This window comes from Rhodococcus sp. LMD (genome assembly GCF_056108245.1).
Map to the genome: position 1 here is coordinate 933,635 of NZ_CM148557.1, position 12,791 is coordinate 946,425.

11 protein-coding genes are annotated in these 12,791 nt (G+C 71.9%); 6 read left to right on the forward strand and 5 right to left on the reverse strand.

From position 1 onward, the window contains the following. Positions 1-42 precede the first annotated feature (42 nt). The 4 genes from ACWPQI_RS04300 to ACWPQI_RS04315 are packed head-to-tail and all read left to right on the forward strand — an operon-like array spanning position 43 to position 3,623. Positions 43-537 (forward strand): glutathione peroxidase, encoded by a 495-nt coding sequence (locus tag ACWPQI_RS04300; RefSeq protein WP_010593825.1) that lies wholly within the window; start codon positions 43-45, stop codon positions 535-537. A 5-nt stretch (positions 538-542) separates the two neighbouring features. Beyond that, complete coding sequence (bluB, locus tag ACWPQI_RS04305; protein WP_010593826.1) at positions 543-1,196, forward strand: 5,6-dimethylbenzimidazole synthase; 654 nt, start codon at positions 543-545, stop codon at positions 1,194-1,196. A gap of 30 nt (positions 1,197-1,226) precedes the next feature. Further along, a complete protein-coding gene (locus tag ACWPQI_RS04310) occupies positions 1,227-1,931 on the forward strand; it encodes a DUF2334 domain-containing protein (RefSeq protein WP_010593827.1) in 705 nt (234 codons plus the stop codon). A 48-nt stretch (positions 1,932-1,979) separates the two neighbouring features. Further along, on the forward strand, positions 1,980-3,623 hold the full coding sequence (locus ACWPQI_RS04315) for an FAD-binding dehydrogenase (RefSeq protein ID WP_017680633.1): 1,644 nt from the start codon (positions 1,980-1,982) through the stop codon (positions 3,621-3,623). A gap of 54 nt (positions 3,624-3,677) precedes the next feature. Here ACWPQI_RS04315 and ACWPQI_RS04320 read toward each other — a convergent pair whose 3' ends face one another. After that, positions 3,678-4,322, reverse strand: coding sequence for an MBL fold metallo-hydrolase (locus ACWPQI_RS04320; protein WP_010593829.1), 645 nt, complete (start codon positions 4,320-4,322; stop codon positions 3,678-3,680). Between the two features lie 102 nt (positions 4,323-4,424). Then, positions 4,425-4,961 carry a flavodoxin family protein gene (locus ACWPQI_RS04325; RefSeq protein ID WP_010593830.1) on the reverse strand — a complete coding sequence of 179 codons (537 nt, stop codon included), beginning with the start codon at positions 4,959-4,961 and terminating at the stop codon, positions 4,425-4,427. A gap of 152 nt (positions 4,962-5,113) precedes the next feature. Between ACWPQI_RS04325 and ACWPQI_RS04330 the strand changes: the two genes are divergently transcribed. Then, the gene (locus tag ACWPQI_RS04330) at positions 5,114-6,592 is read left to right on the forward strand and encodes a carboxylesterase/lipase family protein (RefSeq protein WP_010593831.1); all 1,479 of its coding nucleotides are present in this window, start codon (positions 5,114-5,116) and stop codon (positions 6,590-6,592) included. Between the two features lie 131 nt (positions 6,593-6,723). Here ACWPQI_RS04330 and ACWPQI_RS04335 read toward each other — a convergent pair whose 3' ends face one another. From ACWPQI_RS04335 to ACWPQI_RS04345, 3 genes are all read right to left on the reverse strand, one after another. Continuing rightward, positions 6,724-7,440 carry a hypothetical protein gene (locus ACWPQI_RS04335; RefSeq protein WP_474738670.1) on the reverse strand — a complete coding sequence of 239 codons (717 nt, stop codon included), beginning with the start codon at positions 7,438-7,440 and terminating at the stop codon, positions 6,724-6,726. Between the two features lie 85 nt (positions 7,441-7,525). After that, entirely contained in the window at positions 7,526-9,766 is a 2,241-nt protein-coding gene (locus ACWPQI_RS04340) for a heavy metal translocating P-type ATPase (RefSeq protein ID WP_124259174.1), read from the reverse strand. A 67-nt stretch (positions 9,767-9,833) separates the two neighbouring features. Then, complete coding sequence (locus tag ACWPQI_RS04345) at positions 9,834-10,142, reverse strand: heavy-metal-associated domain-containing protein (protein ID WP_017680636.1); 309 nt, start codon at positions 10,140-10,142, stop codon at positions 9,834-9,836. Positions 10,143-10,323: 181 nt separating this feature from the next. Here ACWPQI_RS04345 and ACWPQI_RS04350 point away from each other — a divergent pair, with 181 nt between their 5' ends. Next, a complete protein-coding gene (locus tag ACWPQI_RS04350; RefSeq protein ID WP_010593835.1) occupies positions 10,324-12,705 on the forward strand; it encodes an ATP-binding protein in 2,382 nt (793 codons plus the stop codon). The last annotated feature ends 86 nt before the right edge of the window (positions 12,706-12,791 follow it).

The following is a 12,791-nucleotide window of genomic DNA, read 5'->3' on the forward strand; positions in this document are numbered from 1 at the left end:
GCACTACCGCCCCGGGGACCGTCGCGACTAACGTCGGGCGGCATGACGACTTCTCTGCAGAACATCGGCATCAACACCCTCGGCGGGGTGCCGACCTCCCTCGCCGAGTTCGACGGTCGCGCGGTCCTCGTGGTCAACGTCGCCTCCAAGTGCGGCCTGACTCCGCAGTACACGGCGCTCGAGAAGCTCGCCGTCGAGTACGCGGACCGGGGCCTGACCGTCGTCGGCGTGCCGTGCAACCAGTTCATGGGCCAGGAGCCGGGGACCGCCGAGGAGATCCAGACCTTCTGCTCCACCAACTACGGCGTCACGTTCCCGCTGTGGGAGAAGATCGACGTCAACGGCGAGAGCCGGCACCCCCTCTACACCGAACTCACCCGGCACCCCGACGCGAACGGCGAGGCCGGCGACGTGCAGTGGAACTTCGAGAAGTTCCTCGTCGCACCCGACGGGAACGTCGTCGCCCGGTTCCGGCCCCGCACCGAGCCCGACGCCCCCGAAGTGATCGCCGCCCTCGAAGCCGCGTTGCCCCGCTGAGCGCGATGACCGACACCATCGATGCGCGGGCGGCGCTGTACGACGTGATCCGTGCCCGCCGCGACGTCCGCGCGGAGTTCACCGGTGAGCGCGTCGACGAGCAGGTCCTGTGGCGGGTGCTGGGGGCGGCGCACGCGGCACCCAGCGTCGGCAACACCCAGCCGTGGGACTTCGTCGTGGTCCGCGACCCGCAGCGGCTCGCCGAGTTCGCCGACCACGTCGCCGGATGCCGTCGCGCGTTCGCGGACTCGCTGCCGGAGGACCGGCGGCGCACGTTCGATCCCATCAAGGTCGAAGGCATCGTCGAGTCGGGCACCGGGATCGTGGTCACCTACGACCCGTCGCGCGGAGGGCGGCACATCCTCGGCCGGCACACGGTCGACGACGTGGGCGTGTTCTCGGCGGTGCTGTCGATCCAGAACCTGTGGCTCGCGGCAACCGTCGAAGGACTCGGCGTCGGCTGGGTGTCGTTCTACGACGAGGCGTTCCTCGCCGACTTCGTCGGAGCCCGGCCCCCGGTGCGGCCGATCGCGTGGCTGTGCGTCGGTCCCGTGACCCGATTGCAGGACGTGCCCGACCTCGAGCGGTTCGGATGGCGGACCGGCCGGCCCCTCGCCGACGCCGTGCATGCCGAAACCCTTCAGGTGCGCGACGCCTGACGTTCACCCGGCCCTGGCACCGTGGAGCCCATGAGCGGCCAGCTGATCGTGTCGGTGTCGGGCATCAGGGACGAGACCCGCCCGGCGGTGGACGCCTTCGCCCGGGAGATGGACGCTCGCGGCGTGCCGCTGTCGCTGCTGGTCGCGCCGCGCATGAAGGACCACTACCGGCTCGCACGCGACCCGCACACCCAGGAGTGGCTGCTCGAGCGTCGCGAGGGCGGCGACGCCATCGTGCTGCACGGCTACGACCAGGCCGCGACGAAGCGGCGGCGCGCCGAGTTCGCGGTCCTGCCCGAACACGAGGCGCGGCTGCGGCTGCTCGCCGCCGACCGGGTGCTCGAGGAGACGGGACTGCGGACCCGGTTGTTCGCACCGCCGCGCTGGCTCGCCTCGCCGGGGGCCGTCGCGGCGCTGCCCGCCACCGGGTTCCGGCTGATGGCCGGCGTCGCCGGGATCCACGACCTTCACCGCGACACCGTCACCCACGCGCGGGTGTTCGGCATCGGGGAGGGCGCCAAGGCCGAACCGTGGTGGTGCCGGGCGATGGTGATCGGCGCCGGCCGGGTCGCCCGTCGCGGGGGGCTGCTGCGGCTGTCCATCTCCGGCAAGCAGCTCGACCGTCCCGGACCGCGGCAGGCGATGCTCGACGCGGTCGACCTCGCCCTGCACCTCGAGGCGCAGCCCTCGGTCTACCGCTGGCCGCCGCGCGCACGCACACTCGGCGCGGCCTGACCCCGGAGATCCGCCCACGCGAACCTACCCTGCAGTAGGTTGGCGGGCATGGACGCAGACGTGATCGTGGTGGGCGCCGGTCTGGCCGGGCTCGTCGCCACAGCCGAACTCCTCGACGCCGGGCGCACCGTCGTGCTGGTCGACCAGGAGAACTCGCACAACCTCGGGGGACAGGCCTTCTGGTCGTTCGGCGGGCTGTTCTTCGTGGACTCCCCCGAACAGCGCCGGCTCGGCATCCGCGACTCGTACGACCTGGCCCTGCAGGACTGGATGGGCAGTGCCGCGTTCGACCGGGAGGACGAGGACTACTGGCCGCGCCGCTGGGCGCAGGCCTACGTCGAGTTCGCGGCCGGCGAGAAGCACGCGTGGCTGAAGGAACGCGGGCTGAAGCTGTTTCCCATGGTCGGCTGGGCCGAACGCGGCGGCTACGACGCCGGCGGTCACGGCAACTCGGTGCCCCGGTTCCACATCACGTGGGGAACCGGACCGCGACTCGTCGAGATCTTCGCCCGCACGGTGCTCGACGGCGTCGACCGTGGCCGGGTGATCCTGCGGAACCGGCACCGCGTCGACGACCTCGTCGTCACCGGCGGCGCCGTCACCGGGGTGCGCGGAACCGTGCTCGAACCGTCGTCGGCGGCGCGGGGTGTGGCGTCGTCGCGCGTGGCGACCGGCGAGTTCGAATTCTCGGCCGGCGCGGTGATCGTCACCTCGGGTGGCATCGGCGGCAACTACGACCTGGTGAAGAAGAACTGGCCGAAGCGGCTGGGAGACCCGCCGAAGCACATGCTCACCGGCGTGCCGGCACACGTCGACGGGCGGATGCTCGAGATCACCGAGCGCGCCGGCGGGCGCATCGTCAACCGCGACCGGATGTGGCACTACACCGAGGGCATCACGAACTACGACCCCGTCTGGCCCAACCACGGCATCCGCATCCTGCCCGGCCCGTCGTCGCTGTGGCTCGACGCGACCGGAAAGCGACTGCCGGTCCCGCTGTTTCCGGGCTTCGACACCCTCGGCACCCTCGAGCACATCGTGCGCAGCGGGCACGACCACACGTGGTTCGTGCTCGACCAGAAGATCATCGAGAAGGAGTTCGCGCTCTCCGGCCAGGAACAGAATCCGGACCTGACCGGCCGCGACATCCGCAAGGTGCTGCAGCGGGTCAAGCCCGGCGCGCCGGCACCGGTGGAGGCGTTCAAGCAGCGCGGCGTCGACTTCGTCGTCCGCGACACCCTCGCCGACCTGGTGGCAGGGATGAACGAGATCACCCCGGACGCGCCCCTGGACTATGCGGCGGTCAGGCAGGTCGTCGAGGCCCGGGACCGCGAGATCGCGAACAAGTACACCAAGGATCTGCAGGTCGCGGCGATGCGCGCGGCCCGCGCCTACGTGCCGGACCGGATCACCCGCATCGCCGCCCCGCACCGGTTGCTCGACCCGAAGGCCGGTCCGCTGATCGCGGTCAAGCTGCACCTGCTCACCCGCAAGACGTTGGGCGGGCTCGAGACCGACCTGTCGGGCCGGGTACTGACGACCGGCGGCTCGGTGTTCGAGGGCTTGTTCGCGGCGGGGGAGGTCGCCGGGTTCGGCGGCGGCGGGGTACACGGCTACCGCTCGCTCGAGGGCACCTTCCTCGGCGGCTGCATCTTCTCCGGCCGCGCCGCCGGCCGCGCCGCCGGCCGCTGACGCGGCCGGTGCGCCCTTTGGGCGGCTACCGCAGCCCAAAGGACGCACCGGCGGCTACGCCTCGACCGAGTCCTCGGCGGGCAGGACCCGGAACTCGGTGCCCTCCGGGGCCATCTCGGAGTAACGGCCGTAGAAGATGCCGGTGGCCTGGTCTGCGAGGATGCCTTGGTGAATCGGGACGGCCACCCGCGGGTTGACCGCGCGCAGGTAGTCCACCGACTCCCAGATCTTCAACCACGGCGCCGCGGCGGGCAGCGCGAGCACGTCGACCCTCTCGTGCGGGATGTACAGCGAGTCGCCCGGATGCAGCAGACGCGCCGGGTTCTCGTCGTCACCGAGCAGGTAGGCGGTGTTGTCGATGACCGGCAGTTCCGGATGGATGACGGCGTGCCGGCCGCCCGTGCCGCGCACCCGCACGTCGCCGACGGTGAATGCGTCGCCCGGGTGCACGGCCTGCCAGCCGCCGCCCAGCTGAGCGGCGGTTTGCGGGTCCGCGTACAGGGCGGCCCCCGGGTTGGCCTCCACCAGCGCCGGCAGCCGCGCCGGGTCGGCGTGGTCCGGGTGCTGATGGGTGACCAGGATCGCGTCGAGCCCCGTGATGCCCTCGAAGCCGTGCGAGAAGTTGCCCGGGTCGAACAGGATCGTCGCGCCGAGGTGTTCCACGAGCAGGCAGGAATGTCCGAAGTGGGTCAGTCGCATAGACCCGAGTATGGACCGTCGGGCGCGGCTGTGCGCCGAGCGGAGGTATCGTCCTGTCGGCCCACGGAGACGAGCGGGACATCCGCTCGGCCCACGGGCGGGTCAGCGCACTTCTTCGGATCCGCTCGCCGCCTGCTGTGCGAGCGACCGGCCCCACTGCTCGGCGCGTTCCTCCTCGCCGGGCTCGAGTGCCGACTGCTTGTCGACGAGGAAGCTCTCCGGATCGGCGACGAGCTCGAACCCGTGCTTGCGCAGCTTCTTGGCGATGCCCTTGCCCGCGCGGCCGGTGAGCACGGCCGCCAGGTCGATGCGTGTGTCGAACGCTGCGGCCCTGCCGCCGCCGGACGGCAGCGAATCGAGCCACTCGCGGACGCCCTCGCTCTCGGCGTCGGGTTCGAGCGTCAGTCCGCTGTCGGGTTTCTCGGCCTGCTCGGCCGCGCCGTGGCGCGTCGACTCGCGGCTCATGCCGTGCGCATGTGTGGGGCCGCCGACCACCACGAGGTCGTAGTCGGACAGGTTCTCCTCGTGTGCCTGGGTGACGGGAACCGTGCGTACCGCGGATCCCAGCCCGCGCGCGACGGCTTCCGCCACGTGACGGGTGTTCCCGAACATCGATTCGTACACCACCAGTGCTCGCATGCCGCGCCTCCTCGGCTGGGCGGAAAGTCGATGACCGTCCCACTCAGCATAGGAGCCGTCGGACCGAGCGAACGGGCCTTTCCTGCGGAGATCAGCGATACATTCGCTCGGGTGGGTGGCGTTGTGAGGAGCCGCGAGGAGAGGAACGGGACATGACGGATACGGTGCAGACCGGAGCGGGCGCGGTCCGGGGGACGGTCGTCGACGGGGTGTGGGCGTTTCTGGGCATCCCGTACGCGGCGGCCCCGGTGGGACCGGCGAGGTTCGCCGCTCCGGCACCGGTACCCCGGTGGGAGGGGGCGCGTGACGCCACCGTACCCGGCCCCACCTGTCCGCAGTCGCCGTACGCCGCGCCCGCGGCCGCGTTGCTCGGCAACGTCATCGAGCCCGGCGACGAATGCCTGAACCTGTCGGTGTGGACCCCGGACCCGGGTGCCTCGGCACTGCCGGTGATGGTGTGGATCCACGGCGGCGCATTCACCCGCGGCTCGAACCGGATCGAGAGCTACGACGGGCGTGCCTTCGCGCGCGACGGGGTGGTGCTGGTGTCGGTCAACTACCGGCTCGGAGTCCCCGGGTTCCTTTCGCTCGACGGCGCGCCGGACAACCGAGGCCTGCTCGACCAGATCGCCGCGCTGCGCTGGGTGCAGGACAACATCCGGGCGTTCGGCGGCGACCCCGGCAACGTGACGGTGTTCGGCGAGTCGGCCGGCGGCATGAGCGTGGCCGCGTTGCTCGCCTCGCCCGCCGCGACGGGCCTGTTCCACCGCGCCGTCGTGCAGAGCGGCAATGCCACCGCGGCCGCGGACGTCGAGGACGCGCGCCGGGTGACGGCCGTCCTCGCCGGCAACCTGGGGGTGCCGGCCACCGCCGCGGCATTCGGTGCCCTCGACCCCGGCCGCCTGCAGTCCGCGCAGGACGATCTCGGTCTCGAACTGGCACAGAATCCGGATCCGGCCCGGTGGGGTGAGTCGGTGGTGCAGCGCGGACTGGGGGTGATGAGCCTGTTCCCCACGATCGACGGTGAGGTGCTTCCGTCGCTGCCGATCGACGCGCTCGCCGCGGGGGCAGGCACGGATGTGCCGGTGCTGGCCGGAACGACCACCGACGAGTTCCGGTTCTTCCTGGTGCCGACCGGCATCGCCGCGGTGATCACCGGTGACACCCTTCCGTTCGTCCTGCACCGGTACGGGATCGATCCCGCGATCGCCGATCTGTACGCCGGTCACCGTCCCGGGGCCAGTCCCGGGGACGTGCTCGCCGCGATCCTCACCGACTACGCGTTCCGGTCGGGCACCGTCGCCCTCGCGGACGCGATCGTCCGCGGCGGTGGAACGGCCCGGTTGTACGAGTTCGCGTGGCCGAGCCCGGTCCAGGATCTGCGGGCGTGCCATGCGCTCGAGATCGCGTTCGTCTTCGACCGTCTCGACGTCGCCCACCGGCTCACCGGAGACCGGCCCCCGCAGTCGCTCGCCGACGAGATGCACCGCGCCTGGGTGCAATTCGCGACCACCGGAGATCCCGGGTGGGCACCGGTCGGTGCCTCGCGACCGGTCCGGGTGTTCGGGGGCGAGGGCGATCCGGTGGTGGTGAACCCGCGGTCCGACGAGCTGGCGTGCTGGATCGGGTGACGCCCCGGCCGGATCCGGACGACGGTGCGTCCCGCCGCCCGTGGCCGAATGTCACATCGGTTCGGTCAGATCGACGCGATGTGACATTCGGCCGCCCGCCCCCGTTTCCGGGTGCCGACCGCCGAGTGCCCCTACCGGTCGGTGCCGGCGACGAGCTGCTCGACACGCTCGTGGAAGATCCGCCAGCGACGCTCGTTCTCGTGTGTGAGCACGGCGCTGTGGGCGGCGAGATCCGAGGCGTGGTCGAGCATCTCCGCGACCGAGAAGAGGTAGCGCGGGGCAATACGGTCGGCGGCGAGGTCCGCCCGCAGTGCGGTGGGAGCGAAGTCCACCCGCTCGAGGATCGCGACCGCCCGGTCGAGGTGGCGGGCGACGAGTTCGGTCGTCGACGCGCACTGCCAGTCGTGGGAGACGATCCGGTGCCGTTCGGCGAGCAGGTCCGCCAGCTCCGGGTATGCGAGCAGTGCCTCGAGCATGTCCCAGGCCGTCGCCATGGCGGACGCGAGCCACTGCCCGGTCGTCCGGCTCGCCTCGGCGAGTGCGCGCAGGTCGGTCTTCAGCCGGGTGATCTCCGCCGGTTCGCCGCCGCCCTCCATGAACAGGATGCCGAGCGTCTCGGTGGCGCGGTCGTCGTTGAGGTCGGGTGCCCCGGCGAACGGGCTCGGCGACGTGTCGTCGGCCGGTGCGACCACCGACCACCGCTCGGCGAGGGCCTTCAGGGCACGGGAGCTGCGCTGGAGCCGGATCACGTCGTGATAGGGCGATTCGGAATAGAACTTCTCGTGCTCGCGGTGGAAGCGGGCGAGGTTGCGCACCGTGAGCAGCAGCGGGTCCGGCTCGGACTGCATGCGTCGAGCGTGACACAGCGCGACGCGGCGCCGCCGGGGAATCGACGACTCCCGGCAGCACCGCGTCGGCCTCGCCCGGGCCGGCTCAGCGCGGGCTGAACCGCCGCAGCCGCAGGCTGTTGCTCACCACGAACACCGAACTGAACGCCATCGCCGCCCCCGCGATCAGCGGGTTGAGCAGCCCGAGCGCCGCGAGCGGGAGGGCCGCGACGTTGTAGGCGAACGCCCAGAACAGGTTGCCCTTGATGGTGCGCAGCGTCGCGCGGGCGAGCCGGATCGCGTCGGGCGCGGCCCGCAGGTCGCCGCGCACGAGGGTCAGGTCGGAGGCCTCGATCGCGACGTCGGTGCCGGTGCCCATCGCGAGCCCGAGGTCGGCCTGGGCGAGGGCGGCCGCGTCGTTGACACCGTCGCCGATCATGGCGACGACCCGGCCCTCGTTCTGCAGCCTCGCAACCACGTCGACCTTGTCGGCGGGCAGGACCTCGGCGATCACCTCGTCGATGCCGACCTGCGCTGCGACGGTCTCGGCGGCACTGCGGTTGTCGCCGGTGAGCAGTACGGGACGCAGACCGAGTTCGCGCAGCTCCGCGATCGCCGCGGCGGAGGTGTCCTTGATCGTGTCGGAGACGACGACGACGGCCCGGATGCGTCCGTCCCAGGCGATCCACACCGGTGTGCGGCCCTCGGCCTCGGCGTCGTCGGCGCTGCGCCGCAGCGATTCGGGGGCGGTCAGCGACCACTCGTCGCGCAGCCACGACCGTCGGCCCGCGAGCACGGCGTGACCGTCGACGACACCGGAAACTCCTCGGCCACCGTGGTTCTCGAAGTTCTCCACGGGCGGGAGAGTGCCGGTGGCCGCGGCCCGCTCGGCGACGGCGCGCGCGATGGGGTGCTCGGAAGCGTGCTCGAGTGCCCCGGCCAGGCGCAGTGCCTCGCCGTCGTCCTCACCGTCGGCGGTGTGCACGGCCGCGACGGCCATGCGGCCGGTGGTGACGGTGCCCGTCTTGTCGAGCACGACGGTGTCGACGCGGCGGGTCGATTCGAGGATCTGCGGTCCCTTGATGAGGATGCCGAGCTGGGCGCCGCGACCGGTGCCGACGAGCAGCGCGGTCGGGGTCGCGAGACCCAGCGCGCAGGGGCACGCGATGATCAGCACCGCGACGGCCGCGGTGAACGCCGCTGTCACCGAGTTGCCGGTGAGCAGCCATGCGGCGAGGGTGAGCAGCGACAGTCCGATGACGATGGGGACGAACACCGCCGACACCCGGTCGGCGAGCCGTTGCACCTCGGCCTTGCCGTTCTGCGCCTCGGTCACCAGGCGTGCCATCTGGGCGAGCTGGGTGTCGGCGCCGACGCGGGTCGCGCGGACGACGAGGCGGCCCCCGGCGTTGACGGTGGCGCCGACGACCTGGTCGCCGGGCGCGACCTCGACCGGCACGGGTTCGCCGGTGAGCATCGACGCGTCGACCGCCGACGTGCCCGAGACGACGACGCCGTCGGTGGCGATCTTCTCCCCGGGCCGCACGACGAACCGGTCGCCGACGGCGAGTCGGCCGATCGGGATCCGGGTTTCGAGGTCACCGTCGCGTAGCACCGCGACGTCCTTGGCACCCATGTCGAGCAGTGCCCGCAGCGCCGCGCCCGACTGCCTCTTGGCGCGGGCCTCGAAGTAGCGTCCCGCGAGGATGAAGGTGGTGACGGCGGCGGCGACCTCGAGGTAGATGTGCGGCTCGGAGTCGCCGGTGGGCAGCAGATCGAACGACATGCGCATGCCGGTCATGCCGGCGTGCGTGAAGAACAGTGCCCACAGCGACCACAGGTAGGCGGCCGTGACGCCGACGGAGATGAGGGTGTCCATCGTGGCGGCGCCGTGCCGGGCGTTGGTCCAGGCGGCGCGGTGGAAGGGCAGCGCCCCCCACACGACGACGGGGGAGGCGAGCGTCAGGGTGAGCCACTGCCAGTTGTCGAACTGCAGGGCCGGGATCATCGACAGCAGTACCACCGGCACGGTGAGAACTGCGGAGACGGTCAGGCGCTGCCGCCAGGCCGCAGCCTCGTCCGGTTCGGGGGTGGCCTCGGTGGTCTCCTCGTCCCGAGGCGGCGCGGGCAGGGCGGCGGTGTAGCCGGTCGCCTCGACCGTCGCGACGAGGTCGTCGGGGGCGACCCCGTCCGCGTAGGCGACCTTGGCCTTCTCGGTCGCATAGTTCACGGTGGCGGTCACCCCGTCCATCCGATTGAGCTTCTTCTCGATGCGGGCCGCGCAGGAAGCGCAGGTCATGCCGCCGATCGAGAGTTCTACCTCGTGCACCATCTCGCCCGTGGTCATGGACGGGTCCCTTCTCGAGTCGACGGGTCGTCGCTGGGTCGCAGTGTCGTCGCAGTGTCGTCGCAGTTCACTGCGGGGCGAGGTGGTAGTCGCCGGCCTCGTCCAGCGCGGTGGCGACGGCGTCGTCGTCGAGGCCGTCGATGCTGGTCACGGTGACGGTGGAGACGCCGCCCGCGACGAGTTCGACGTGGACGTCCTCGACGCCGGGCAGGGCGCGCAGTTCCTCGGTGACGGCCCCGGCGCAGTGGCCGCAGGTCATGCCGACGACGGGGAAGGCCTGGGTGTTCATTCGGGGATCCTCACTGCTCGGTCCGGTCGGGTGGTCGGCGCAGCGGCAGCCGCCGGCCGTGTCGGTCAGGGGCAGGAGCCGGGTCATCGCGATCCTCCTCTGGTCGTGTGCTTCCTTTATACCCCCTAGGGGTATGACTCCGCCAGTCCGGGACGGTCCTTTCCCCGAGACTCCCGGAATCGTGCGTACCGCCCGGGCGGAGGCTCGGGTGGGCCCGCTCTATCCTGAGAAGCTCCGACAGGAACGACGCACGATGTGAGGCACCGAGGTGGACGACGAGACTTCGGCCCGCACCCTGTTCCCGGGGCCGGACCCCACCGCGACCGTCCACCGCGACGCCGACTGGGCGGCGACCCAGCTGGGACCGATCGACACCTGGCCCCCCGAACTCACGGCGGCCGTGCGGACCGTCGTCCCGTCCCGGGTGCCCATGCTGCTGTGCTGGGGGCCGGAGCTGGTGCAGATCTTCAACGACGCCTTCCGGCCCCTGCTCGGGGAGAAGTTCCCGGCGGCGGCGGCCCAGCGAGCCGCCGAGTGCTGGGAAGAGATCTGGGACGTCATCGGGGCTCTCGTCACCCAGGCGCAGCGTGGGGAGCCGACCCTGTCGGAGCGGATGCAACTGTTCATGCACCGCTTCGGCTACACGGAAGAGACGTACTGGACGTTCTCCTACAGCCCCGTCCGCGCCGCCGACGGCACGGTCGCCGGCATCTTCGTCGCCACCACCGACGTCACCGAGCAGGTGCTCGCCGAGCGCCGGGCCGCCGTCCTGCGGGAACTCGGCCAGCTCGCGATGACGGAGACGGCCACCGCCCACGACGCCTGCCGGGCCGCGCTCGGTCTGCTCGGCGGTCACGAGGACGATCTGCCGTTCGGCAGTGCCCACCTGTGCTGCGAGGGGGTGATGGTGACGGTGGCCGAGTTCGGCGCCGCCCCCGGCGTCGTGTCGGACCTGTCGGAAGTGATCGCACGGGTGGCCGGGTCCGGCAAGGCCGAGGCCGTCGCGGACCTCGGTCCCGACCGCGACACCGCGGTGGTCCTGCCCCTCCCGGTCTCCGGGGGCGGCCCGGCCGGTGCACTCGTCCTCGGAACGAGCCGGTTCCGCGAGCTCGACGAGCAGTACCGGGTGTTCCTGGACATGGTCGCGGTCCGCGTGTCCACGGCGCTGTCCGATGCGCAGGCCTACGAGGCCGAACGCCGGCGAGCGGCCGAGCTCGCCGAGCTCGACGCCGCCAAGAGCCGGTTCTTCGAGAACGTCAGCCACGAGTTCCGCACCCCGCTGACCCTGCTCCTCGGCCCGCTGCAGACCCTGCTCGACGAGCACACCGCCGCGTTGCCTCCCGCCCAGGTCGCCGCCGTGGCCGCGGCGCGGCGGGCCGCACTGCGTCTGCAGCGGCTCGTCGACATGCTCCTCGACGTCGCCCGGGGCGACGCCGGCCGGCTCGCCGCGCACAGCGAGCCCACCGACATCGTCGCGGTGACGCGCGACGGAGCCGAGCTGTTCCGGGACGCGGCGGACCTTGCGGGGCTCGCCCTCGAGGTCGACGTCGACGATGTGCCGAGCCGGTACGTGGCCATCGACCGCACGATGTGGACACACATCGTGCTGAACCTGTTGTCCAACGCGATCAAGTTCACCCAGGCGGGATCGGTCTCGGTGACCCTGCGGGGTGACGGGGCGAACCTGGTGCTGCGCGTCGCAGACACGGGCACGGGCATCGCGGAGGCCGAGCGCGGCAAGATCTTCGACCGCTTCTACCAGATCGGCGACCGGTCCGGCCGCAGCCGCGAGGGGTCGGGCATCGGACTGTCCCTCGTCGCGCAGTTCGTCGCCGCCCTGGGTGGTTCGGTGTCCGTCGACGACGTCGCCCCGCACGGGACGGTGTTCACGGTGACGGTGCCCGCGGTGCCGAGCTCCCAGCCGGCGCCCGGCGCCGCGGACGACGTCGTGGCTTCGGCGGGCGCGGCGTACCTGGGAGAGGTCGAGGCGTGGCGGCCCGTCGCGGTGCCCGCAGCCGGCCCGCGCGAGGGACAACCGTGCATCCTCCTCGTCGAGGACAACGCGGACATGCGTGACCACCTTCTCGGTCTGCTCACGGCCCAGGGCTGGCACGTCGACGCCACGGCCGACGCCGAGTCCGCGCTCGAGCGGATCCGGGCCGAGCTTCCCGACCTGCTCCTCACCGACGTCATGCTGCCGGGGCGGAGCGGGTTGTCGCTCCTGCAGGACGTGCGCGACGACGAACGGCTGGCGCGGCTTCCGGTGATCCTGCTCACGGCCCGGGCCGGATCGGAGTCCGCCGTCGAGGGACTGCGAGCCGGTGCCGACGACTACGTCGTCAAGCCGTTCCATCCCAGCGAGCTCACGGCGCGGGTCCGGGTGCACCTGGAGATGTCGCGGCTACGGGAGGAGCTGCTCGCCGCGAGTGCGCACGAGGCCGCCTCGCTCCGGATCGCTTTGGATACCCGGAGTGTCACGAGCCGCGCCGTCGGCCTGCTCATGGCAGCGCACCGGGTCGACGCGGACACCGCGTTCGCGCAGCTGTCGGCGATGTCCCAGGCGACGAACGTGAAGGTCCGTACGCTCGCGGCCGAGATCGTCGAGAACTTCACGGCGTCGCTCACCGAGCAGCCGCCTCCGCAGCCGTGACGGACCTGCCCGCGTGCGGCCCTGCCGATTCCGGGTCGCCCGGGGTCGGCCGGTAAACTGCGGGGCGTCCGGTGTCCGTCCCCGGG

Excerpts from the sequence above, each read along its gene's own strand:
- ACWPQI_RS04300 (WP_010593825.1), top strand. The coding sequence starts at position 43 with ATGACGACTTCTCTGCAGAACATCGGCATCAACACCCTCGGCGGGGTG.
- bluB (WP_010593826.1), top strand. The coding sequence starts at position 543 with ATGACCGACACCATCGATGCGCGGGCGGCGCTGTACGACGTGATCCGT.
- ACWPQI_RS04310 (WP_010593827.1), top strand. The coding sequence starts at position 1,227 with ATGAGCGGCCAGCTGATCGTGTCGGTGTCGGGCATCAGGGACGAGACC.
- ACWPQI_RS04315 (WP_017680633.1), top strand. The coding sequence starts at position 1,980 with ATGGACGCAGACGTGATCGTGGTGGGCGCCGGTCTGGCCGGGCTCGTC.
- ACWPQI_RS04320 (WP_010593829.1), bottom strand. The coding sequence starts at position 4,322 with ATGCGACTGACCCACTTCGGACATTCCTGCCTGCTCGTGGAACACCTC.
- ACWPQI_RS04325 (WP_010593830.1), bottom strand. The coding sequence starts at position 4,961 with ATGCGAGCACTGGTGGTGTACGAATCGATGTTCGGGAACACCCGTCAC.
- ACWPQI_RS04330 (WP_010593831.1), top strand. The coding sequence starts at position 5,114 with ATGACGGATACGGTGCAGACCGGAGCGGGCGCGGTCCGGGGGACGGTC.
- ACWPQI_RS04335 (WP_474738670.1), bottom strand. The coding sequence starts at position 7,440 with ATGCAGTCCGAGCCGGACCCGCTGCTGCTCACGGTGCGCAACCTCGCC.
- ACWPQI_RS04340 (WP_124259174.1), bottom strand. The coding sequence starts at position 9,766 with ATGACCACGGGCGAGATGGTGCACGAGGTAGAACTCTCGATCGGCGGC.
- ACWPQI_RS04345 (WP_017680636.1), bottom strand. The coding sequence starts at position 10,142 with ATGACCCGGCTCCTGCCCCTGACCGACACGGCCGGCGGCTGCCGCTGC.